The following is a 1,220-nucleotide window of genomic DNA, read 5'->3' on the forward strand; positions in this document are numbered from 1 at the left end:
TCCTTTACTTTGCTGTTATTAAATTTAACAAGATTAGAGAGGAGAACTTGAACGGTCTTTAGGTAATACCCATTACACGTAATAGTCCTCTCTATTTCTTGTACGATGCTTTGTTGAACTACTTGGAATACCTAGCCCTTATGGCTCATTAAAGGAAATAGTTGCAGAACATCATTAATCATTAATTTTTTAAATATATGAAAAAAGTAAGAGATGTAATAGGTATTGATGTTTCAAAAGATGCTCTTGATGTAACTTTATATCATAGTAAGCAACATGCAGTGTTTTCAAATGATGAACAAGGATATCACGATCTTATAATATGGAGTAAACGTCATTTAGCAACAACAGAGTATTTTTTCTGTTTTGAAAATACAGGGAATTACTCTTTAAAGTTATCGATTTTCTTGTCGTCACTATCCCTTGTTTATGTTGAAGAAAGTCCTCTGCGTATTAAACGTAGTACAGGTCTTAGTAGAGAGAAGACAGATAAGTTAGATTCTTATATGATTGCTCGATTTGGATGGATGTATCGAGAGGAGTTAGAACCGAGTAATGTAAAGCCTAAAGAGTTTCAAGAGATTGGAAGGCTTTTAGCATTACGAGACCAATTGGTAAGAGACCGTAGTGGTTTAAAATCTACTTTAAAAGAGCAACAGCACTTACTTTCAAGCCCATCAACAGACGCTTGTTGTAAGATATTAGAACGCTCAATAAAGCACATTAGCAAGCAAGTATTATCTATAGAGAAACGTATGAAAGATTTATTAAAGACCAATGATAAGTTACAGCATAATTATGAGTTGCTAAGGACAGTAAAAGGAGTAGGTTTGATATTAAGTTGTCAATTACTTTACCATACCTCTAATTTTATGAAGTTTAATAACTGGCGTTCCTTTTCAAGTTATTGCGGAATTGCTCCATTCGAATATAGCTCGGGAAGCTCCATTAGAAGGCGAAAACAAAGTCACTATATAGGTGACAGAAAAATGAAGACCTTATTAAGTATGGCAGCTGTTTCAGCAATACAGTCTGATCAGGAGTTAAAGAATTATTATCATAGAAAGTTAGAGGAAGGCAAACATAAAATGATTGCATTAAACAACGTTAGGAATAAAATTTTAGCACGCAGTTTTGCAGTAATTAAAAGAGGTCCTCCCTTTGTAAATATAGCAGCAGTAAATTTCTAAAATAAAACTTGTTTTTTACCTTGGAATACG

At 33.2% G+C, this 1,220-nt stretch carries 1 protein-coding gene; it reads left to right on the forward strand.

Features of this window, described 5'->3' with window-relative positions; translation table 11 throughout:
* Positions 1 to 197 precede the first annotated feature (197 nt).
* Entirely contained in the window at positions 198 to 1,190 is a 993-nt protein-coding gene (locus tag SLH33_RS12915; RefSeq protein ID WP_320419532.1) for an IS110 family transposase, read from the forward strand.
* Positions 1,191 to 1,220: the final 30 nt, after the last annotated feature.

Origin of the sequence: Tenacibaculum sp. IB213877, from assembly GCF_034043975.1 — a bacterium.
Lineage (GTDB): Bacteria > Bacteroidota > Bacteroidia > Flavobacteriales > Flavobacteriaceae > Polaribacter.